The organism is Algibacter lectus, assembly GCF_900112395.1.
Lineage (GTDB): Bacteria > Bacteroidota > Bacteroidia > Flavobacteriales > Flavobacteriaceae > Algibacter > Algibacter lectus.
On record NZ_FOLN01000015.1, the window covers coordinates 62,765 to 82,873 of the forward strand.

Below are 20,109 nucleotides of genomic sequence, written 5' to 3' on the forward strand. Positions count from 1 at the left end.
CATACAAATCTATGATGTGTAGGGTAGAGGTAATCTATTATTTAGGTATTAGGTTCTAAAAATGCGTCGTAATTTTATCGAAGGTAATAGTTTTAAAATCTTCAATTTTTAGGTTTGCATTGGTATAATCCTGATTTTTTGAGTGTATACTATCAAAACCTACGCAAAATATATGCGCATCGTTTGCAGCTTTAATACCGTTGGTAGAGTCTTCAATAACCATACATTCCGATGTTTTAAAACCTGATGCTTCGGCTGCTTTTACAAAAATTTCTGGGTGTGGTTTAGATGCTTTTAAATCGGCACCACTTAATTTGGCTTTAAAATATTGGTTTAAATCGAAACGTTTAAAAATACGTTCAATACTTGGCATAGATGCCGATGATGCTAAAACCAGAGTAAGCCCATTAGCATGATAGTTTTTTATTAAATCTAAAACACCATTTATTAAATCGAAATCTTTATCGTTTTCAAAAATGTATTCGTAATGTTTTCTTTTTAAGGCTACTAAAGCTTCTGGAGTTTCATCTAAATTAAAATGATCTTTAACTTGCTTGCAAACGTTAAGCGTAGATTGCCCGGTGTAAGATTCGTATAGCTCATTAGAAACATTGGCGCCAACATCGCTAAACATTTTATGATAAGCATAATGGTGTAGCGGTTCGCTATCTATTATTACTCCATCCATATCGAAAATTACAGCTTTTAACATCTCAAAATTTATTTTGGGCTAAGATAAAAGAAATCGTTTCAATATCTAAAACGAGGTTCAAATTATTAAATTTGTAGCTTAAACTCCGTTAATTATTATGGTTGCTGTTTTATCCTTATTACTTAGTATTGTATTTCTTGTGCTTGCGGTTATTCATTTTAATTGGTTTTCTGGCGGAACATTTGGTATTGAGGCCTCACTACCCACTAAAGATAACGGCGAGCGGGTTTTAAACCCTAAAAAAATGGATAGTGCTATTGTTGGCTTTGCGCTATTAGCGTTTTGTTGTTTTTACTTTTATAAGTCGGGCGTAGCAACAGTTTATTTGCCTAATTGGATTATGCAGTACACTGGCTGGATTATAGCATTGTTGTTTTTTATTCGTGCTATTGGCGATTTTAAATATGTAGGCTTTTTTAAGAGCGTAAAACAGACTACTTTTGGCACCCTGGATACAACCTATTATGCACCGTTGTGTTTAGTTATTAGTAGTGTTGGCATTATAATAGAAATTTTAAACTAGAAATTATCAAAACAACTCCAAATTTTCATCCAAAAAATAAGCATAAATCGGGTTACGATTTAGAGGCTTTATGTAATGTATATCCAGAATTAAAGCCCTTTGTTTTCGAAAACAGACACCAAACGGTAACTATAGATTTTGCTAAGCCTAAGGCTGTAAAAGCACTTAATACGGCTTTATTGCTAAAAGATTACGGTATTAAGTTTTGGGAGTTTCCTGAGGAGAATTTATGTCCGCCAATTCCTGGTCGTGTAGATTATTTGCATCATATAGCACATTTAGTTAAAAAAGCAAACACAGAAAACGGCGTTAAAATATTAGATATCGGTACAGGTGCAAGTTGCATTTATCCACTTTTGGGCTATGCAGAATATAACTGGGAGTTTGTAGCTACAGATATTGATGGCGCTTCGTTAAAAAATGCGCAAAGAATAATAGATAAAAACAAGATGGGTAATGCTATTAAGCTGCGCCATCAAGAAGATAGTGCCGAAATTTTTAACGGTATTTTAGATGAAGGTGAGACTTTCGCAGTGTCTATATGTAATCCTCCGTTTTTTAATTCTGAAGAAGAAGCTGATGAAGCAACCACTAAAAAATTAAAGAATTTAGGTAAAAAGACAGATAAAATAGTCCGTAACTTTTCGGGTACCAATAACGAGCTTTGTTATAAAGGTGGTGAAAAAGCTTTTTTACATACTTATTTATATGAAAGCTCATTGCATAAAGAAAGCTGCAAGTGGTTTACAACCTTAGTATCTAAAAAAGATTTAATAAAAGGAATGCAAAAATCGCTGACAAAACTAGGCGCTACAGAGGTTAAAGTAATTAATATGGGACAAGGAAATAAAGTGTCTCGTATTCTAGCTTGGACGTTTTAAGAAATATAAACTATCTCAATTTCCGAAAAATATTAAGCAGAACGCTATACAATACAGAATGCTTATTTGATTTAGATTCTAAATCAAATAAGCAATCCCAACACCTAAAATAATAGCGACAAACTTACTTAGGTTAAACTTATGTCCGTCGCTACTTTCAAATAGAATAGTGGTCGATATATGGAAAAACATACCAATAACCACAGCATTAATACCGTGGGCAAAGGTTTCTGTTAAATTAGAAGTATTTGAAATTAAAGTTCCTAACGGTGTCATTAATGCAAAAATCACTAAAAACACAGCAATTTTAGGTTTACTAAAACTCGACTGAAACAAAAACATACTTATAAGCGTAGCAATAGGAATTTTATGTATTAAAACACCATAAACCATATCGTTATGCTCATGTATCGGGAACCCTTCTAATAAACTGTGCAAACACAAACTTACAAATAACCACCAAGGAAATAGCGTTTCGTTTTTATGGATGTGTACATGCCCGTGCTCAGCACCTTTAGAGAACAACTCCAAAACAATTTGCAGTAAAATCCCGAGCATAATAAACAATCCCGTTTGTTTAGAATCGAGATGTGCATAGACCTCAGGTAATAATTCAAATAAGGTTAAAGCCAATAAAAAAGCCCCACTAAAAGAGAGCATAAGCTTCATGTTCCAAGATTTTTTATTCTTGGTAATAGTAGCTATTAGCACGCCTAAAATAACGGCAATTACAGGAAATATAAATTTATTCATTTAAAAATAAGCTCAAAAAATGAGTGTTTAAGTTTTTCTAGATTAAAAAAACATTGTAATTATTTATTTAAAAATCATTACTAAACGTTCCGAGAAGGCTTTTCTAAATTGGCCTAACTTATAATCTCCAAAAACATCAAGTAAATGCACGTCGGCTTGTTCAAAAAGCGTTTCAAAATCAGCTAAAGTAAAACCACGTACACGCTCCTGATATTTAAAATCTTTGCCGTCCGTATTAAATGCAATATCCTTAATAATATAGCCATCTTCCACGTAGCGTTTCAAATAAAAATCGATACCATCAACCGTTTTTACTTCCTCAGGTACTAAATTATCAATTACAAAATCCGAATTCATAAAATCAATAACACCAAAACCATAATCGTTCAAATCGGCTTTTATCGCTTTTATGGTTCTTAAATTATCGGCTTCATCATCAAAATACCCAAAACTTGTAAATAAGTTAAAAACTCCATCAAAGGTTTCCGGGTAAGGGTTACACATATCGTGAACCTCAAATTTTAGAGTATCGTTTTCAAATTGTTTAGCATAGTTAATGCTGTTTTCACTTAAATCAACGCCAGTAACATTGTAACCAATTTTGTTTAAATACACCGAGTGTCTTCCTTTTCCGCAGGCCAAATCCAAAATTTTCCCGCCCTCAGGCATATTCAAATAATCACTAAGGGTGTCCATAAACGCATGCGCCTCCGTATCATCCCTGTCTTTGTATAAAATATGATAATACGGCGTGTCAAACCACGATGTAAACCATTCTGTCTCTTGTTTTTCCATATTGTTTTTTGGGGGTTACCACGCCTTAGGGCGAGGTCGGGCTTTCCGCTATATCTTTTTACAAAGCCTTCTTTAATTATTTTTAAGAATCAAACACCAATTAAACATCAGGTTTAACCCAAAAATAGGCTTTAAAACCTTTGCAAAAAGGATGCCGCTGCAATCCCTAACCCATTATCCGCTAATATCTCTTGCTTTCTGCAAAATTAAGTTATTTTTGCAATCTATTAGACGTAGACGAAAAAAATGGAAGAAAATTTCAACATGGTTGCCAAAACCTTATTTGGCTTTGAAGATTTATTAGCAGACGAGCTAACGCAGTTAGGCGCATTGTATGTGAAAAAAGGCACTAGAAATGTCTCTTTTTCAGGCGATAAAGGATTTATGTACAAATGTAACTTGGGCTTGCGTACTGCTGTGAAAATTTTAAAACCCATCCATAGTTTTAATGTAAACAGCGAAAAAGAGCTTTACGACAAACTTTACGCCATGGATTGGTCTAAATATCTTAAAGCTACAGGTACTTTAGCTGTAGATGCTACCATCCATTCCGATTTATTTACGCACTCGCTCTACATTGCTCAAAAAACAAAAGATGCTATTGTCGATAAATTTAGAGATACTGAAGGTGTACGCCCTAATGTAGATTTAAAATTTCCAGATATAAAAATAAACGTGCATATCGATCGACGTAAATGTACTATCTCTTTAGATTCTTCTGGCGATTCTCTACATAAACGTGGTTATAAAACAGCAACTAATATTGCACCAATAAACGAGGTATTAGCCGCCGGACTTATTATGCTTTCTGGTTGGGACGGACAAACAGATTTTATGGACCCAATGTGTGGTTCGGGAACCATGTTGATAGAAGCAGCCATGATTGCTTGTAACATTCCACCAAACTTGATGCGTAAAGAATTTGCTTTCGAGCGTTGGCCAGATTGGGATGTTGAGTTATTTGAAAAAATAGAAGAGTCTTTACTTAAAAAAACGCGCGATTTTCATCATAAAATCATTGGTTTTGATAAAGCACCAAGTGCGGTTACCAAAGCTAAGGAGAATGTAAAAAACGCTCAACTAGATGATTTTATAGAAATAAAACACGAAGATTTCTTTAAAACCCAAAAAGGTGGCGACGAAAAATTACATATGGTTTTTAACCCACCATACGGTGAGCGATTAAATATCGATATGGAAGAGTTTTACGCTAATATAGGAGATACACTTAAGCAAAACTATCCAGGAACCGATGCTTGGTTTATTACCTCTAACCTCGATGCTTTAAAGCATGTAGGTTTACGTCCGTCAAGAAAAATACATCTATTTAATGCCAAATTAGAATCACGTTTAGTAAAATACGTAATGTATGAAGGCAGTAAAAAAGGAAAGTATATGAAATAACTGTTAAGAAGTTAAAATATAATTTAGAACAAAAAAAACTCAGAAACTCTCTGAGTTTTTTTTGTTTATATCATTATTCAAAATCTTTAAAAATAGATGTTTTTATAGCTGGCCATTCTTCATTTAAAATACCATAACAACAAGAACTTCTTTTAAAACCATCGAGCATCAGCATATCTTTTCGTAGAAGCCCTTCAAGAGTGCCTCCAATTTTTTCAATGGCTTTACGGGACGCTATGTTTCGCTCATCGGCACGGAATTCTACTTTATCAAACTTTAAGACTTCAAAAGCATATTGAAGCATTAAAAATTTCATATTCATATTTAAACCTGTGCCTTGAAATTCATGGCCAATCCAGGTCCAGCCAATATGTAAAACTTTATTATGCCAATCTATATGCGCAAAGCGAGTTGTTCCTGCGTAAGCATTGGTTTGTTTATCGAAAATTATAAACGGAATTACAGTTTTGTTTTGGTAACCAGCAACAGCTGTTGCGGTGTAATTTTTTAAATCTTCTGGTGTTGCAATTTTACTTGGTGAATAAAGTACTAAGTTTTCTTGTTGTCCAATTTTAAGAATTTCAGAATAATTATTTAAAGTTAAAAGACTAAGTTTTACACGGTTATTTTCTAAAGTTGGTGTATTCATAAAATTATCGAAACGTTTAAAATATTGGGTGTTAATCAGGATGTGGTTGTAATAAAAAGCTCTCGCCATCTAAAGCCAAATGCCCTTATAATTTTGTACTTTTGCAATCGCGATTAAAAATACAATTTCTTATGGAATTATCTAAAAAAGCAGTTTTAGAAAAAGCTAATTTAGCTTGTAAAAATACATTAATGGAAACATTAAGAATTGAAATGGTAGATTTTGGAGAAGATTACTTAACAGCCAGAATGCCTGTAGATTCTAGAGTGCATCAACCCGATGGTGTATTGCATGGTGGTGCTACCGCAGCTTTAGCCGAAAGTGTGGGGAGTTTTGCTACGCATGTATTTGTAGATACCGAAAAACTTTTTGTGCGTGGTTTAGAAATTACGGCCAACCATTTAAAAAGCGTAAAAAGTGGTTTTGTTTATGCTAAAGCAACTTTTTTGCATAAAGGTAGAACAACGCAATTATTAGATATTAAAGTAACGGATGATGATGATAATTTAATTTCTGTTTGTCGTCTGTCAACCATATCGTTACCTAAAAGATAAGGATGACATTTAACGAGTTTTTAGAACGTATTGATACGCAATACAACGCACAGTTACCATTTGTAATTTATAGAAAACCAAATGAAAGTGCTGTTAATGGATTACTGCAAGAAACAAACGATTTAGTATATACTGAAGATTTTACAGAAAAAGGTTTTGTGTTTTCTCCTTTTGACAACACAGAAAAATCGGTTTTAATGCCTTTGGAACTTTCTGATAAATTAAAAAGTTTGGTTCCAGAATCCACGGCTATTGATTCTATTGAAAGTAGTTCTAAGGTTGATAACACGCTGCAAAAAGAAATACACATCAAGCTTGTTGAACGTGGCGTAGAGGCTATAAAGAACAATCAGTTTAAAAAAGTAGTGCTATCTCGAACGGAATCTGTTTCGCTTTCAGAAAACAATCCTATTACTATTCTTAATAATTTATTACAAAACTATGCTTCGGCATTTGTGTATTGTTGGTATCATCCAAAAGTTGGTTTGTGGTTAGGCGCAACACCCGAAACTTTAGTTAAAATTGAAGGACAACGTTTTTCAATTATGGCTTTGGCAGGTACGCAAAACTATAAAGGGAGTTTAGATGTTACTTGGCAAGCTAAAGAGTTGCAAGAACAACAATATGTCACCGATTTTATTTTAGATAGTATAGAGACTACCATCGACAATATTAATGTATCGAAAATAGAAACGGTAAAGGCTGGTAATTTACTGCATCTAAAAACTAGAATTTGGGGCGTTTTAAAACCCAATGCCATTAGCCTAAAAGATTTATTATACAGTTTACACCCAACGCCAGCCGTTTGTGGTTTACCTAAAGAGGCTGCAAAACAGTTTATTTTAGAAAAAGAACATTATAACCGCGAGTTTTACACGGGTTTTTTAGGTGAATTAAATTTAGAAATTACATCGGCACCACGCTCCGGAAAACGAAATATAGAAAATAGAGCATACGCTACAACCAAAAAAAGCACGCAACTATACGTAAACTTACGTTGTATGCAGCTTAAAGAAAACAAAGCTATTGTTTATGTTGGTGGCGGTATTACCGAAAGTTCTAACCCTGAAAACGAATGGGAGGAAACGGTATCAAAATCTTTGGTGATTAAAAAGGTGCTATAAGCAGTTAACTTATTGCAGTAATTCTTATTTTTGGATATATTTTAAATGTTATGATGTATCCAAAAATTCCGCTTGCGCAAACCGTTATTCAGTTGTGTAAAGCCAAAGGAATTAAACATATTATATTATCTCCAGGAAGTAGAAATGCACCCCTAACTATTGGTTTTACTCACGACCCGTTTTTTGAGTCTTACAGTGTTGTCGATGAGCGTTGTGCTGCTTTTTTTGCATTAGGCATTGCTCAAAAAACACAAGAGCCAACCGCTGTAGTTTGTACATCGGGTAGTGCGTTACTTAATTATTATCCTGCGGTTGCTGAGGCTTTTTATAGTAATATTCCGTTGGTTGTGTTATCGGCCGATAGACCTAAACATTTAATTGGCATTGGTGATGGGCAGACTATTAACCAGAAAAATGTATTCGAAAATCATATTTTATATTCAGCTAATTTGAAGCTCGATTTAAAAGATGAAAAGAATGTGCCTAACCATGAAGATCTCCCTATATTTAAAAATCTAGAAGATAAGTTTGAACGTTTATTAGGCTTGCAAAAAGGCATTCAAACATTTAACGAAGAAGAGATTAATACGGCTATAAATATTTCAAAATTAAAAAAAGGACCTGTTCATATTAATATTCCTTTTGATGAGCCGCTTTACAATATGGTTGAAGCATTGAGTGTTTCACCAAAAGTAATTGAAATTCCTTTTAAAGAATCTGAGATTGAAGAGCATATTTTAAAATCGTGTTTTGAAGATTGGAATTCGGCATCGAAAAAAATGATTTTGGTTGGCGTAAATCAACCGAATAGTATTGAGCAAAAATGGTTGGATGAATTATCGGAAGATGATAGTGTTATTGTTTTAACCGAAAGCACTTCAAATTTACACCATCCTCATTTCTTTAATAGTATCGATCAATTAATTGCGCCTTTATCAGAAGAGGAGCAAAAGCAACTTCAACCAGATATATTAATTACTTTTGGAGGCCTAATTGTATCGAAAAAGATTAAACAATTCCTACGAAAGTATAAACCAAAACAACATTGGCATATTGATGAAAAAGATGCGAATGATACGTTTTTCTGTTTAAACAATCACATTAAGGCCACTCCAAATCAGTTTTTTACGGAGTTTTTACCCAAAGTAACCCATTACGTAAAGAGTCATTATAGTGCGGTATGGAGTGCCGTAAGGCAAGACCGATTGGTAAAGCATAAGCAGTATTTAAAAACGCTTCCTTTTTCCGATTTTACGGTGTTTAATAAGATTTTAAAATCGATACCAGACCATAGTATTTTGCAAGTAGGGAACAGTTCGGCTATTCGTTACACACAATTATTCAATTTAAATAAAACCTTAGAGGTGTTTTGTAATCGCGGTACAAGCGGTATTGATGGAAGTACAAGTACGGCTATTGGGAGTGCTGTGGCCAATGAAAAACAAACGGTTTTTATTACAGGTGATTTAAGTTTTCTATACGATAGCAATGCACTTTGGAACAATTATATTCCGAAAAATTTTAGAATTATTATAGTAAATAATCAGGGTGGAGGTATTTTTAGAATTTTACCAGGACATAAAAACACAGAAAATTTCGATACTTATTTTGAAACAAAACATAATCTTACGGCCGAACATTTAGCGAAAATGTATGGTTTAGATTACGTAAAAGCTTCCGATAAGGTAGAATTGAAAGGGGCTTTGGCTACATTTTACGATGCCGGTGAGCAACCAAAAATATTGGAAGTGTTTACACCTAAAGCTATTAATGATGAAATTTTACTAGATTATTTCAAAAATTTAAAATAAGAATGTGACTTATCAATTTATTTGGTGTCTAAAAAATAGTTATCTTAATAACTTAATTTATAAACCCTTTTTAAAAACATTCTAAACATGAGTAAAAGAGACGATTTAATTGTAAAGTACGCAGCAGATTTAAAAGATAAATGTGGTGTAACTCCAGATATGGATTTCTTGAAAAAAGTAACAATTGGTTGTGGACCATCAATTTATAACGCAGATTCTTCTACGGTTTCTGGTTCGGACGCTTCTGAATTAGCCACTGTAAAGAATAACTTCTTAATTAAAAAATTAGGATTAGCTGATGATGCTAGCTTAGACGAAGGTATTGCAGCTGTAATAGAACAATACGGAAAATCTAACCGTACAAAGTACAGAGCGGTTGTTTATTACTTACTTGCAAAGCATTTTGGAAAAGAATCTGTGTACTAGTATTACAGTATAACTCTCTCTATAATATTAAAGGCGTTACAATTTTGTAGCGCCTTTTTGCATTTAAAATATTGTCTTCTAAAAAATTTCTCTTTTCTAATAATTTTAATCTCGATTCTTTTTTCTAATATCATTATCTTTGCGGCATGATACATTTAGGACAAGTAAATACATTAGAAATTCTTCGTGAAAGTGAGCATGGTGCTTATTTAATTGATAATGAAGATAACCAGGTTTTGTTACCAAATAGATATGTTCCGCAGGAATTTAAAATCTACGACAAGCTAGATGTTTTTGTGTATTTAGACAATGACGAGCGCCCAGTGGCTACAACAGATATGCCATATATTATGAAGGATGGTTTTGCGCTTTTGCGTTGTAACCAAGTTACCGAATATGGAGCCTTTTTAGATTGGGGTTTAGTGAAGGAATTGTTTTGTCCGTTTCAGGAACAAGCTTTTAAAATGAAACCAGGTGGTTGGTACTTGGTGCATTGCTATTTAGATGAAAAAAGCGAGCGTTTAGTAGCTTCTAGTAAAACTATGCGTTTTTTAGATAACCGCGAATTAACGGTTGCTGAGTTTGATGAGGTCGATTTAATTGTATCTCACCCATCGGATATTGGAATGAACGTGATTGTAAATAAAAAACATATTGGTTTAATTTACAAAGATCAAATTTTTAAAGATTTAAGTATTGGCGATAGATTAAAAGGTATCGTTAAAAAAGTACGCCCTGGTAATAAATTAGATATCGCTTTAGGTCAAATTGGCTACAGAAATATAGAGCCAAATGCCGAAAAAATCATGCATGAATTACATGATAATAGCGGCTATATTAATTTAACCGATAAATCTAGTCCAGAAGCTATTAAAGAGCAGCTTCAAATGAGTAAAAAGAACTTTAAAAAGGCTATTGGTACATTGTATAAGCAACGTCAAATAGAAATTAAGCCAGACGGCATTTATTTAGTTTAAAGATACCGAGATTTTAGTTTTTACTCTGCTGTAAACATAGTTAACACCATCGCTAATATTTTTGAAGTGTATGTTTTCTCGTGAGCAAAAATTGCTTTCGATTTCAGCATTCATGGCACTTGCAGAATTATGACTTACAACACCGTAAGCGCATAGGTTATTCATTATTTCTTTAAAACTGTTAATGTCTAACAAGTTAATAGAGTAAGAGTTTACCCGATTTGCAAGAACTCCAAAAGGTCTCGAAATCCCGAAGTAAGAAATTAGTTTTTTGAAAATTTCCGATATATTATGGATGTCTATATGTACGCCTTCTTTAAACTCGATAACTGCTATGTGATTAAAAAAATGGATTTCACCAAGTGATATTTTCTCCGATTTTAAAATATGCTGAGAGAATTCGGATTCAATAATTTTCATGTTTACTATGGATTAAATTAAGCTATCAAGTTGTAGGGACTTATCAATAAGACACTTATATATTTAAAAAGTCACATCTTTTTTACCGACTTTTTATATTATTGATAATATATTGGAGTGTAATCTCTTTAATCGCAAAGATTAATACCTACGAGGCTATTAATTTCAGTATAAACTTATATCTGTAAACATTTCCATTTTTAGTACTTTTGCCAAATGATAAACGACGATACTATAGTAGCATTAGCAACACCTTCTGGAGCAGGAGCCATTGCTATCATCCGATTATCCGGAAAAGATGCCATTACCATGGCGGACAGCGCTTTTAGATCTGTTAAAAGTGACAAGTCGCTTTTAACGCAAAAAACGCATACCATTCATTTAGGGCATATTATAGATAACAAACGCACTATAGATGAGGTTTTGGTGTCTGTTTTTAAAAACCCGAATTCTTATACAGGAGAGAATGTGGTAGAAATATCGTGTCATGGATCTAATTATATTCAACAAGAAATTATTCAATTATTTATAAGGAAAGGTTGCCGCACGGCATCGCCTGGTGAGTTTACTTTACGTGCCTTTTTAAACGGGAAATTAGACTTAAGTCAGGCAGAAGCTGTGGCCGATTTAATTTCGAGTGATAATGAAGCGTCTCATCAAATAGCCATGCAACAAATGCGTGGTGGTTTTTCTTCGGAAATAGCAAAGCTGCGTGAAGAACTTTTAAATTTTGCATCCTTAATAGAATTAGAACTCGATTTTGCAGAAGAAGATGTTGAGTTTGCCGATAGAGGACAATTTAAGGATTTAACCGAACGTATTACATTTGTATTAAAACGATTGATAGACTCCTTTGCGGTTGGTAACGTGATTAAAAATGGAATTCCGGTTGCTATTGTTGGAGAGCCAAACGTAGGTAAATCTACGCTTTTAAACGCCCTTTTAAATGAAGAACGCGCCATAGTATCGGAAATTGCAGGAACCACACGAGATACCATTGAAGATGAAATTTCGATAGGAGGTATTGGTTTCCGTTTTATTGATACGGCTGGTATTCGAGAAACAACCGATGTTGTTGAGAGTATAGGTATTAAAAAGACTTTTGAAAAAATAGATCAGGCTCAAGTTGTTGTTTTTCTTGCTGATAGTAGCAACTTTAAGGAAACGTCTTTTCTAAAATCTTTTAAAATTGAAATAGAAAAAATTAAAAATAAATATCCGTTAAAACCATTATTGATTGTTGCTAATAAAGTAGATAAGCTTGATGAAAAGCAAGTGGATATCGTTAAGGCAGAAATTGAAAACATTCATCTGCTTTCCGCTAAAACAGGTACGGGTGTCGAAGCTTTAAAGGATAAACTTTTAAGCTTCGTAAATACAGGCGCATTGAGAAATAATGATACTATTGTTACTAATACCAGACATTACGATTCGCTTCTAAAAGCTTTTGAAGAAATAGGGAAAGTAAAAGAAGGTTTAGAAATTGGTTTATCTGGAGATTTAATGGCGATAGATATTCGTCAGGCACTATATTACTTTGGAGAAATAACTGGAGAAATTACTAATGATGATTTATTGGGGAATATTTTTGCTAATTTCTGTATTGGAAAGTAATAATCAAAAATAAAACATAATAAAACAAAGAAAACCCTTGTAATACAAGGGTTTTTTGTTTTTGCGTTTTTCGTTATTTTGTTAAAATAGGTGGTTTTTCCTTGTTTTTTGTACCTCATTTGTACCTCGTTTTGGATTTTTTGTTATGTTTGCACCAAGAGTGTCGTGTGTTAGTTTTTTTTGAACCATGTAGAACCACTCTGAACCCTCTAGACCCGCATAGAACCATAAAAAAAGGGGAGATTGTGTCGCATGTTAGTAAATAAAAGATGTATATATTGTGGAGATAAATTCCAGGCAAAGACTACAAAGACTAAGTATTGTAGCCATTCGTGTAACCAAAAACACTATAAACATAAGGCAAAGAAAACACGACAAGTTCTCGCTGAAAACAGCGAAATAACGGAGAGACATCCCTTTTCTGAGCGTTTAGAACTGGTTAAAATCAAGGAGTTTTTAAGTGTAGCGGATTGTGCAATTTTATTGAATGTTAGCAGGTCAACAATTAAGCGTTTAATATTATCTGGAGATTTATTAAGTTTCAATATAATGGGGCGTGTTTTAGTTTCTAGAAAAGATTTAGATCATTTGTGCAGACAAGGATTTAATAAAACGAATGATAAAAAGATAGCGGTTAAGAAAAAAGAGTTCGATGAAAAGAAATATTATTTTATGGGAGAAATTTCAGAGTTTTATAAAATTTCTCTTAGGTCGGTTGAACGACACTTAAAATTAAAAGGAATAGAGAAAATAAAGAAAGGTCGTTTTACTTATGTATTAAAAAGCGATATTCGAAAATTATATGGTGCACCAAATAAAAGGAGTTAAATGGCTAATGTAACTTTAAGATATAAGGAAATAGCAAACGGTAAAAAAAGTCTGTACTTAGACTATTACCCCGCAATAATAAATCCAGCTACAGGAAAAGAAACAAGAAGGGAGTTTTTAAAACTTCAAATACATAGCGTTCCAAAGAACGAAATGGAAAAATCGCATAATAAAGAAACAATTCAGTTTGCTGAACTTGTTAGGTCTAAACGCTTAATTCAAATAAGGGATAAAGAATATGGATTTAAAGAGAACATAAATTTTAGTTTAAATTTTGTAGCTTTTTATCAAACCATTATCGAAGATTATTACAATAAAAGTAGCCGTAATAATTATTTATCTTGGAAGGCTTCGCTAAAATATTTTGAAGAGTTTGCAGGTGATAAATTATCAACTAATCAAATTACACTTTTGCATATTAAGAAGTATAGAAGTTTTTTATTATCAACTAAAAACCTAAGAACTAAAAAAGATAGTTTGGCTATAAATACGGCTTCGTCTTATTATAAAAAGTTTATATATGTACTTAAAGAAGCCTACAAGCAGAATTTAACCACAACCAATTTAGCTTTACATGCAGACTATATTAAAGAAGAGGAAACGCATAGGGAGTATTTAACAGAAGCTGAGCTTTCTTCATTATGGAAGACCAATATTAAAATTGAGAAAATAAAACACATGGCTATTTTTTCTTCCTTAACAGGACTCAGATTTATAGATATAAAGAATTTAACTTGGGAGAAAATATACCAAGATAAACATCTTGGAAATTATGTTCAGCTTAGGGAGCAGAAAACAGGGAATATAAATAATCATCCTATTTCGGAGTCTGCTTATGGCATATTAAAGTTACAGGAATCCACTACAGGTATTATATTTAAGGATATTAAATACTCGCAAATAGTTAGACCTCTAAAAAATTGGATTGAGAAAGCTGGTATAAATAAGAAAATCTCCTTTCATAATTTCAGGCATAGTTATGCAACACTGCAATTAGCAAATGGAACTGATATTTACACCGTTTCAAAGCTATTAGGGCACAAAAACATTTCAACTACGCAGATTTATACCAAAGTAATGGATAAAAATAAAGTAGGAGCTGCTAACCGCATAAATTTAGATTTAGATGGATTATCATAGCGTATATAATTATCACTATAACAGAACATTTTATGCTGTTAAATCTATTTTTATAGATGAGTTTAAAAAGGCTAAAGGTAAAAATAGACCATTTCTCTCAATGGCTAATAATATCCTTCGGCAGTTGAATCATTTTCGAGACCAAAAGTTTGAAGCTCGTTTAAAAGAGCATGCAGTAAAGTCTTATTTAGTTTTTTTAGATCGATATTCTTATTATGAAGGAGAAAAAAGTGAGGTTATATCTTGGGTATTAGAAAATGAAGCTTTAGAGAATTTTTCTAAGTCATCTAAGTACCCTTATAGTTCTTTTATAGAAGACTTAGCTATACGTGAATGTCTAAATGAAGTTGGAAGGCACTATGGTAATTATTATGATTATTACCAGTTGATTTATAAGCACGGCTGTTATCATTATTTTTATTTAAAAGATTTTGTTGACTGCAGCTTTAAAGGTTCTCTGGAGTATGAGTCCATGTCTAGCGAAGGTTTCGATAATAATCAGGAAATAGTTGCAAGCTTTAAAGGCGATGATGATTTGCAGGTTTTAGAAAATGATGATTATAAATCTCAATATGATATTGGGATTAAAAGTTTAATTGGAGAGTTTGTAAATGGACAATATTTAGAGCCTTTAAAAAAGCCAATAGTAGAACCGAATAATAATAAAGAAATTAAGACTGATGACTTAAAATCTGAAAAGCAGATAAATGTTGAGTCACTAATAAATCAATTTACCGACAATGAGCGTTTCTTAATCATTCATGTTTTATATAAATTGATTAATAATGATGTTAAAGACGAAGACGTGGATTATACCAATATTACAAGTGCAAATTTGATGAAGATAATGAGGTTAGCTGGTGCATTTGATGATACCAGCATCTTTTCTCAAGATTCTAAAAATAACACTTCTTACAGTAAGGTTGCAAAGGGGATAAGTTATTACGGTGTTAGTAAGCGGCTTAAACTTCTAGAATCTACAATTTTAAAACTTCAAGCTTTTAAAATAGATATTTTAATAACAGAATTAGAGCGAATGAAAACAAAACACCTACAAAAACGAAGAATAAGTTAGTTAATTTGATATTTTCTTATCAATCTTTATCGTTGTTTTGTGTTGTTTTTGGTTGTTTTTCGTTTTTTAAATAATTGTTTTTTAGTGTTTTAGTTCTTCCGCAGTTCTTCCGCGGGTCTTCCGAAGTCTCTAGACAGAAGCTGATTTCGGGAGTAAGTTTGCAGTATTATAAACTATAATACAAAGAACAAATGAAGAAACAATTCTTTATGCTTACAGAGGACGAAATAGAAAACCTAGTAGAGCGTATTACAAACAATTTAAAAAAGAGTTACGAGTCTCAAAATCGTATTCAAGAAAACGAATTTTTAACGATTGATGAAGCTGCAAAATTAGTCAAGTTATCCAAGCCAACACTTTATGGTTTGGTGCACAAAAAGTCGATTCCCTATAGTAAAAAAGGAAAGCGTCTTTATTTCCAAAAATCAGAACTTTTAGACTGGATAAAATCTGGGAAAACAGAGACAAGGTCATCTCTAGAAAACAAAGCCGATCAATATCTTTCAAATAATAGATTAGCTTAAGATATGGTAAATATAGAACAAGGTGGCTTTGTTAAGCTATTTCGAGCAATTCTAGACTTGGAGTGGTATACGGATCTAAATACATGCAAGCTACTTATGCATTGTTCAATAAAGGCAAATTACAGAACTAAATCGATTTTTTTTAAGAAGATAAAGAGGCGCTAAAACGTTAAATAACATGTTATTTAACGTTTTAGCCGCATTAAATCACCAAAAACCACACAAAAACCTATGAAAAAGATAAAAAACTGCAAACATTGCTATGAGCAATTTGAAGCAAGAAGAAGTAACCATGTGTATTGCACAAATAGTTGTAAAACGAAAGCGAGCTATAAACGAAATAATTATAAATATGTGTCAGGTCATTATCAAAAAGAAGAAACTAGGCTAAAAGTACCAGATAAAAATGCTCTTAATAATTCTGTTGTTCTTGAAGAGAAATTAGCAGCCATTGAGAAAAAAATAAGTGGTGTGAATTTAGACTCTGTTAAAAATACAATGATTGGCACTGTAGCTGCAGATTCTATTAGTTATGGATTAAAAAAGGCATTTATGCCTAATACCTTACCAGCAACTAAAAATGATATTTTACTTTTAAATGAAGAGATAAAACAAATTAAACGTTTAATGTTTGAGCTTAAAATATGGAGGTAAAGCATCTATTAAGTAATTTATGTTATCACGCACAACGACCTTTGATTAAGCACTAAACCGCAATTAATTTTATACTGCGTTTGCAACTGGTTTTTTTCAATTTTCAAGGTAGGGTAAAATGTGTTTTTCAAAAATCTCTTCTGGTTGTTGCGTTTTTCCGTTTCTATAATTTCCGGATGTAATAACAACAACTGTTTGTAAACAAGGAATTACAAAAATATATTGTCCTCCATTTCCTCTTGCCTCAATAGATTTTATATTTTTTCCATTAATTTGATAAGTATTATGCCACCATAAATATCCATAACCATTTTTATCTGTTACATTTTCTAAATTACGATAGTTTTTAAATGATTTTTTAACCCATTTTTTAGAAATAATGCGTTTTGATTGCCATTTTCCTTTATTCAGATAGAGTTCTCCAAATTTCAACATATCTTTTGGAGTAAGGTACATTCCACCTCCAAAATATGGCTTATCTCTTAAGTCTGTTTGAATAATGTAATTTGAAATTTTCAATTTCTGAAATAAAAACTTATCAATAAATAATTCCAAAGGTTCTGAAACGACAGAATCCATAGCAACCCCTAACAAAGCTGGGTTTGCTGAGCCATAATTAGCATTAGTGTTTGGCTTATGAATCATTGGAGCTTTTAGAATTGCTTCAATCCAATCAGGTGTTCTTTGGTAATTATTTTCTGTTGCAGAAGATTTTGGATTTGCATTGATACCATAATCTATAGCATCTATACCAGAACTCATTGTTAAAAGACTCTGAATATCGATTTTTGTTTTTAGACTGTCTTTACGAGTTTGATATTTTTCAGGCAGAAAATCAAAAATAGATTGCTTAACACTATTAAATAACAATTTGTCTTTTGCTATTCCAACTATTGCAGATGAAATACTTTTTGAAGCAGATTTCATATCGTGTGGAATATTTGAGTTGTAACCATCAAAATAATTTTCATATTCAATTTTCCCTTTTTTTGAAATTACAACAGAATGTGTATTAGGAAATGAATCCTTTGAAATAAGGTGTTCCATTTCGGTAAGTTTTAAAATAGAATTTTTGTTGTCATTTATAAAACCACCAATTTTCCAATCGGTTATAGAATTTTTTAGTTCTATTTCTGTTAGCAAATGGTTTCCTAAGAGGATACTTAATTGAATCTTATTCTTTTCTAGCTTTCCTTTAAACTGCAATCCAGTTTTGAAATCAGTAAACGAAATCAAATCTTTTTCTTTTTGAAAATTGTCGCACCAAGTTCCTGTAAATCTATTGTCTCCAAGAATTGGGTAAGCTTGATAATCATCGCCTTCTCCATTTTCAACACTCAAATAGAAGTTAAGTGATTTTAGCTCATCTATCATAAGTAAGTTCCAAGCCCCTATAAAAGTACTATTCTTTGATTGAGTAAGTTTTATGTGATAAAGAAGCATTCCAGATTTGATAAACCCATTAATTTCTTTTCCATTTTCAGAAAGTACGCCTTCAAAAGAATAATTTTCTGCAAAAGGCACTTTTAATATTGAAGTACTTCTTGAATCAAATGGATAGTCAATAATGCTTTTACTATTAGAAATTTTTAATCTAGCTTTTTCTAGTCCAAAACTTTCTATTTCCACCTTTAAGTTGAATACTTTCGAACCGTCTATTTTTCCTTCCCAGCCACTCGTGTATTCTCCCATATCTTGACCGAAAAGACTAATTGTAAGAAATGTAAATAAGAGAAGTGAAATACTTTGTGTTTTCATTTTTTGATTGATTTTTGATGAATTACAAAGGTGAAATTATTCCATTTCCCAAAATTGTATATAATTAACATCAGGAAATATTCTTTAAAATTTTTGTTGGTGTTGTATGATAGATTTTCTTAAAATTTGAGATGAAATGACTTTGGTCATAAAAATCACATAGATAACAAATTTCAGTCATTGAAAACTTGTTTGAAGTAAGTAAACAAAAGGCTTTATTCAGTTTTATTAATCGAACATAATTACCTAGACTTGTTCCAAAATAGCGGTTAAATTCTCTGGACAAATGAACAGGGTGTATTTCTAACTTTGAACTTAAGCTGTTTAGAGAATAGTCTATTTTTTCCTCATTCAACAATTCTTTTAGTTTATTTGCCCAATCTGGTTTTCTTAAATTTCTTTCTTTACTTTCCTTAATTGTGTTGAAAATTTCAATCAAATCACTTTCAATACTTAAATTTGAATACTGGTCGTTAATTTTAGTTTCAACAAATATATGGTTCATCAAGTTCTTTATTATAGGATTCTTTAAATTGATGCTTCCTTCAAAATTTGTTATCTGAATATCAAAGTTTGAAAACCAATTCTTATTCAATTCAATGTGAAAACCTCTTGTAAATTCAGGTGGTTTTATATTATAATGTGAGTCTTGCCAATTATGAAATAGTAGGTTTCCTGGCTCTAAATAGTAGGATTCTTTTTTGTTAGATTCGAATAACTTCCCTTGAAGTAAATAAGTAAAATATGGATTTTCGTGATAATGCCAATCAACTTTACTGTGTGTATATTCTGTATCGGTAATTATTAGATTTTCAAAAGCTGATTTTTGGTAATGTGTTCCGTAAAACTCTCCTTTTTTTAGTTTATTCATTCTGTTTTTTCAGCTTGTTGCCAACGTTTATGCATAAGAATAGTTGCGGGTTTGTATGCGAGGATTTTCCGAAGGAAAATTGGACCTAACAAAAGAGCAACAACCTTTGATTAAGTACAATGTAGCAATTATTTTTATACGGCTTAAGTTAGCCTTTAAATAAAAAAGACTAATTTAAACATATAAAATAGAAAGCACAAAAGAGAGGAATAAGGTTAATTTATACGGAGAGACTACAGATCTCGTCAGCATTGTAAATCTCCTCTCTTTTCTACACAGATTTCGAACAGTTCTGTGAGGCTTTAAGACCTCGATTTTAAGTCGTTGAAACTCGCGTAGTATGTCCTTTCAAAAAAATAATTTGTTATGAATAAAGATATTAAATATTTTGGTATTGACATTAGTTATTTAGTTTTTGATGTCACAGATTCAGATGGTAATTATTATCAGTTTAAAAATAAGGTTTCAGGCTTTAAAGCATTTAGAAAACTTTTAAATTCTGAGAGTCATTGTGTGATGGAAGCTACAGGTTACTATCATTATCAGTTAGCTTATTATTTGTTTGAAGAAGGTCTAAATGTTTCAGTAGAAAATCCATTGTCTGTAAAACGATTTA

General features: G+C 32.1%; 21 protein-coding genes and 1 pseudogene. 15 read left to right on the forward strand and 7 right to left on the reverse strand.

The features are described 5' to 3' along the window. Nucleotides 1-55: 55 nt before the first annotated feature. Complete coding sequence (locus BM246_RS18900) at nt 56-712, reverse strand: HAD family hydrolase (protein WP_074940401.1); 657 nt, start codon at nt 710-712, stop codon at nt 56-58. A gap of 97 nt (nt 713-809) precedes the next feature. Here BM246_RS18900 and BM246_RS18905 point away from each other — a divergent pair, with 97 nt between their 5' ends. Both BM246_RS18905 and rlmF read left to right on the forward strand, forming a co-directional pair. Continuing rightward, nucleotides 810-1,235, forward strand: a complete 426-nt coding sequence (locus tag BM246_RS18905) for a DUF3995 domain-containing protein (RefSeq protein WP_074940404.1) — start codon at nt 810-812, stop codon at nt 1,233-1,235. A 5-nt stretch (nt 1,236-1,240) separates the two neighbouring features. Then, complete coding sequence (gene rlmF, locus BM246_RS18910; RefSeq protein WP_074940407.1) at nt 1,241-2,116, forward strand: 23S rRNA (adenine(1618)-N(6))-methyltransferase RlmF; 876 nt, start codon at nt 1,241-1,243, stop codon at nt 2,114-2,116. Nucleotides 2,117-2,194: 78 nt separating this feature from the next. Here the strand turns inward: rlmF and BM246_RS18915 are convergent, their stop codons facing one another. After that, the gene (locus tag BM246_RS18915) at nt 2,195-2,869 is read right to left on the reverse strand and encodes a ZIP family metal transporter (protein ID WP_042505047.1); all 675 of its coding nucleotides are present in this window, start codon (nt 2,867-2,869) and stop codon (nt 2,195-2,197) included. Nucleotides 2,870-2,932: 63 nt separating this feature from the next. After that, nucleotides 2,933-3,664, reverse strand: a complete 732-nt coding sequence (locus tag BM246_RS18920) for a class I SAM-dependent methyltransferase (RefSeq protein ID WP_074940410.1) — start codon at nt 3,662-3,664, stop codon at nt 2,933-2,935. Nucleotides 3,665-3,910: 246 nt separating this feature from the next. On the opposite strand from BM246_RS18920, the gene BM246_RS18925 reads away from it, so the two are divergent. Further along, the gene (locus BM246_RS18925; RefSeq protein WP_042505051.1) at nt 3,911-5,068 is read left to right on the forward strand and encodes a THUMP domain-containing class I SAM-dependent RNA methyltransferase; all 1,158 of its coding nucleotides are present in this window, start codon (nt 3,911-3,913) and stop codon (nt 5,066-5,068) included. A gap of 73 nt (nt 5,069-5,141) precedes the next feature. Here the strand turns inward: BM246_RS18925 and BM246_RS18930 are convergent, their stop codons facing one another. Next, entirely contained in the window at nt 5,142-5,717 is a 576-nt protein-coding gene (locus tag BM246_RS18930; RefSeq protein ID WP_074940451.1) for a GNAT family N-acetyltransferase, read from the reverse strand. A 131-nt stretch (nt 5,718-5,848) separates the two neighbouring features. On the opposite strand from BM246_RS18930, the gene BM246_RS18935 reads away from it, so the two are divergent. The 5 genes from BM246_RS18935 to BM246_RS18955 all read left to right on the forward strand — a co-directional run bounded on the left by BM246_RS18935 (nt 5,849) and on the right by BM246_RS18955 (nt 10,609). Beyond that, on the forward strand, nt 5,849-6,271 hold the full coding sequence (locus BM246_RS18935) for a PaaI family thioesterase (RefSeq protein ID WP_074940413.1): 423 nt from the start codon (nt 5,849-5,851) through the stop codon (nt 6,269-6,271). Between the two features lie 2 nt (nt 6,272-6,273). Further along, entirely contained in the window at nt 6,274-7,395 is a 1,122-nt protein-coding gene (locus BM246_RS18940; protein WP_074940417.1) for a chorismate-binding protein, read from the forward strand. Between the two features lie 50 nt (nt 7,396-7,445). Beyond that, entirely contained in the window at nt 7,446-9,206 is a 1,761-nt protein-coding gene (gene menD / locus BM246_RS18945; protein WP_074940421.1) for a 2-succinyl-5-enolpyruvyl-6-hydroxy-3-cyclohexene-1-carboxylate synthase, read from the forward strand. An 87-nt stretch (nt 9,207-9,293) separates the two neighbouring features. Then, nucleotides 9,294-9,632 (forward strand): DUF2853 family protein, encoded by a 339-nt coding sequence (locus BM246_RS18950; protein ID WP_042501323.1) that lies wholly within the window; start codon nt 9,294-9,296, stop codon nt 9,630-9,632. A gap of 146 nt (nt 9,633-9,778) precedes the next feature. Beyond that, complete coding sequence (locus tag BM246_RS18955) at nt 9,779-10,609, forward strand: CvfB family protein (RefSeq protein ID WP_042501325.1); 831 nt, start codon at nt 9,779-9,781, stop codon at nt 10,607-10,609. Here the strand turns inward: BM246_RS18955 and BM246_RS18960 are convergent. After that, on the reverse strand, nt 10,601-11,029 hold the full coding sequence (locus BM246_RS18960) for a hypothetical protein (protein ID WP_042501328.1): 429 nt from the start codon (nt 11,027-11,029) through the stop codon (nt 10,601-10,603). The two genes, BM246_RS18955 and BM246_RS18960, sit on opposite strands and share 9 nt — an antisense overlap. 216 nt (nt 11,030-11,245) lie before the next feature. Between BM246_RS18960 and mnmE the strand changes: the two genes are divergently transcribed. The 6 genes from mnmE to BM246_RS18990 all read left to right on the forward strand — a co-directional run bounded on the left by mnmE (nt 11,246) and on the right by BM246_RS18990 (nt 16,864). Continuing rightward, the gene (gene mnmE, locus BM246_RS18965; protein WP_042501331.1) at nt 11,246-12,643 is read left to right on the forward strand and encodes a tRNA uridine-5-carboxymethylaminomethyl(34) synthesis GTPase MnmE; all 1,398 of its coding nucleotides are present in this window, start codon (nt 11,246-11,248) and stop codon (nt 12,641-12,643) included. A gap of 252 nt (nt 12,644-12,895) precedes the next feature. Next, entirely contained in the window at nt 12,896-13,471 is a 576-nt protein-coding gene (locus tag BM246_RS18970) for a helix-turn-helix domain-containing protein (RefSeq protein WP_074940426.1), read from the forward strand. Then, nucleotides 13,472-14,611, forward strand: coding sequence for a tyrosine-type recombinase/integrase (locus BM246_RS18975; protein ID WP_074940429.1), 1,140 nt, complete (start codon nt 13,472-13,474; stop codon nt 14,609-14,611). It begins immediately after the preceding gene. Then, the gene (locus BM246_RS18980) at nt 14,598-15,686 is read left to right on the forward strand and encodes a hypothetical protein (protein WP_074940434.1); all 1,089 of its coding nucleotides are present in this window, start codon (nt 14,598-14,600) and stop codon (nt 15,684-15,686) included. The genes BM246_RS18975 and BM246_RS18980 overlap by 14 nt, the downstream gene beginning before the upstream one ends. Nucleotides 15,687-15,877: 191 nt before the next feature. Further along, nucleotides 15,878-16,210 carry a helix-turn-helix domain-containing protein gene (locus BM246_RS18985; RefSeq protein WP_042501345.1) on the forward strand — a complete coding sequence of 111 codons (333 nt, stop codon included), beginning with the start codon at nt 15,878-15,880 and terminating at the stop codon, nt 16,208-16,210. 231 nt (nt 16,211-16,441) lie between these two features. After that, nucleotides 16,442-16,864 carry a hypothetical protein gene (locus tag BM246_RS18990; RefSeq protein ID WP_074940438.1) on the forward strand — a complete coding sequence of 141 codons (423 nt, stop codon included), beginning with the start codon at nt 16,442-16,444 and terminating at the stop codon, nt 16,862-16,864. Between the two features lie 96 nt (nt 16,865-16,960). On the opposite strand, the gene BM246_RS18995 is transcribed toward BM246_RS18990, so the two are convergent. Beyond that, nucleotides 16,961-18,622 (reverse strand): serine hydrolase domain-containing protein, encoded by a 1,662-nt coding sequence (locus BM246_RS18995; RefSeq protein ID WP_074940442.1) that lies wholly within the window; start codon nt 18,620-18,622, stop codon nt 16,961-16,963. A 70-nt stretch (nt 18,623-18,692) separates the two neighbouring features. Then, nucleotides 18,693-19,493 (reverse strand): helix-turn-helix domain-containing protein, encoded by an 801-nt coding sequence (locus tag BM246_RS19000; RefSeq protein ID WP_074940446.1) that lies wholly within the window; start codon nt 19,491-19,493, stop codon nt 18,693-18,695. A gap of 366 nt (nt 19,494-19,859) precedes the next feature. On the opposite strand from BM246_RS19000, the pseudogene BM246_RS19005 reads away from it, so the two are divergent. Beyond that, nucleotides 19,860-20,109: pseudogene (locus tag BM246_RS19005) on the forward strand (IS110 family transposase); the annotation flags it as partial.

What these genes read in the sequence shown, in the direction of transcription:
- BM246_RS18970 (WP_074940426.1), top strand. Translation starts at nt 12,896, where the DNA reads ATGTTAGTAAATAAAAGATGTATATATTGTGGAGATAAATTCCAGGCA.
- BM246_RS18985 (WP_042501345.1), top strand. Translation starts at nt 15,878, where the DNA reads ATGAAGAAACAATTCTTTATGCTTACAGAGGACGAAATAGAAAACCTA.
- BM246_RS18955 (WP_042501325.1), top strand. Translation starts at nt 9,779, where the DNA reads ATGATACATTTAGGACAAGTAAATACATTAGAAATTCTTCGTGAAAGT.
- BM246_RS18920 (WP_074940410.1), bottom strand. Translation starts at nt 3,664, where the DNA reads ATGGAAAAACAAGAGACAGAATGGTTTACATCGTGGTTTGACACGCCG.
- BM246_RS19000 (WP_074940446.1), bottom strand. Translation starts at nt 19,493, where the DNA reads ATGAATAAACTAAAAAAAGGAGAGTTTTACGGAACACATTACCAAAAA.
- BM246_RS18925 (WP_042505051.1), top strand. Translation starts at nt 3,911, where the DNA reads ATGGAAGAAAATTTCAACATGGTTGCCAAAACCTTATTTGGCTTTGAA.
- BM246_RS18960 (WP_042501328.1), bottom strand. Translation starts at nt 11,029, where the DNA reads ATGAAAATTATTGAATCCGAATTCTCTCAGCATATTTTAAAATCGGAG.
- menD (WP_074940421.1), top strand. Translation starts at nt 7,446, where the DNA reads ATGATGTATCCAAAAATTCCGCTTGCGCAAACCGTTATTCAGTTGTGT.
- BM246_RS18995 (WP_074940442.1), bottom strand. Translation starts at nt 18,622, where the DNA reads ATGAAAACACAAAGTATTTCACTTCTCTTATTTACATTTCTTACAATT.
- BM246_RS18990 (WP_074940438.1), top strand. Translation starts at nt 16,442, where the DNA reads ATGAAAAAGATAAAAAACTGCAAACATTGCTATGAGCAATTTGAAGCA.
- BM246_RS18935 (WP_074940413.1), top strand. Translation starts at nt 5,849, where the DNA reads ATGGAATTATCTAAAAAAGCAGTTTTAGAAAAAGCTAATTTAGCTTGT.
- BM246_RS18950 (WP_042501323.1), top strand. Translation starts at nt 9,294, where the DNA reads ATGAGTAAAAGAGACGATTTAATTGTAAAGTACGCAGCAGATTTAAAA.
- BM246_RS18915 (WP_042505047.1), bottom strand. Translation starts at nt 2,869, where the DNA reads ATGAATAAATTTATATTTCCTGTAATTGCCGTTATTTTAGGCGTGCTA.
- BM246_RS18900 (WP_074940401.1), bottom strand. Translation starts at nt 712, where the DNA reads ATGTTAAAAGCTGTAATTTTCGATATGGATGGAGTAATAATAGATAGC.
- BM246_RS18930 (WP_074940451.1), bottom strand. Translation starts at nt 5,717, where the DNA reads ATGAATACACCAACTTTAGAAAATAACCGTGTAAAACTTAGTCTTTTA.
- BM246_RS18905 (WP_074940404.1), top strand. Translation starts at nt 810, where the DNA reads ATGGTTGCTGTTTTATCCTTATTACTTAGTATTGTATTTCTTGTGCTT.
- BM246_RS18975 (WP_074940429.1), top strand. Translation starts at nt 13,472, where the DNA reads ATGGCTAATGTAACTTTAAGATATAAGGAAATAGCAAACGGTAAAAAA.
- mnmE (WP_042501331.1), top strand. Translation starts at nt 11,246, where the DNA reads ATGATAAACGACGATACTATAGTAGCATTAGCAACACCTTCTGGAGCA.
- BM246_RS18940 (WP_074940417.1), top strand. Translation starts at nt 6,274, where the DNA reads ATGACATTTAACGAGTTTTTAGAACGTATTGATACGCAATACAACGCA.
- BM246_RS18980 (WP_074940434.1), top strand. Translation starts at nt 14,598, where the DNA reads ATGGATTATCATAGCGTATATAATTATCACTATAACAGAACATTTTAT.